Genomic DNA, 301 nt, shown 5'->3' with positions numbered 1-301 from the left:
CCCCCCCCCCCCCCCCCCCCCCCCCCCCCCCCCCCCCCCCCCCCCCCCCCCCCCCCCCCCCCCCCCCCCCCCCCCCCCCCCCCCCCCCCCCCCCCCCCCCCCCTTTTCAAGCAGAAGACGGCATCCGCGATTTCCTGTACGGTCTCGTGGGCTCGGAGATGTGTATAAGAGACAGGTCATGGGAACTCCGTTCGCTGTCAAGTGGGAGGGGAGCCCAGCATGGCGGAGCTGCGCAGGCGACGGCGTCAGCCGGGAGCCTGCGCGGGTGTGGGTCTTGGCCGTTGCGGCCCGTGCGGCCCAT

1 protein-coding gene is annotated in these 301 nt (G+C 76.4%); it reads right to left on the bottom strand.

Annotated features, from left to right (window positions below; translation table 11 throughout):
• Window positions 1–180 (bottom strand): hypothetical protein (locus JHD63_RS23490; protein WP_198973194.1); only part of this gene is annotated, 180 nt, incomplete at its 3' end.
• Between the last annotated feature and the right edge of the window lie 121 nt (window positions 181–301).

The organism is Xylophilus sp. ASV27, from assembly GCF_016428875.1.
In the GTDB taxonomy this organism is placed as follows: domain Bacteria; phylum Pseudomonadota; class Gammaproteobacteria; order Burkholderiales; family Burkholderiaceae_C; genus Xylophilus.
The sequence above is the reverse complement of the archived record's forward strand: the minus strand, read 5'-3'. Positions and strand labels throughout refer to the sequence as shown.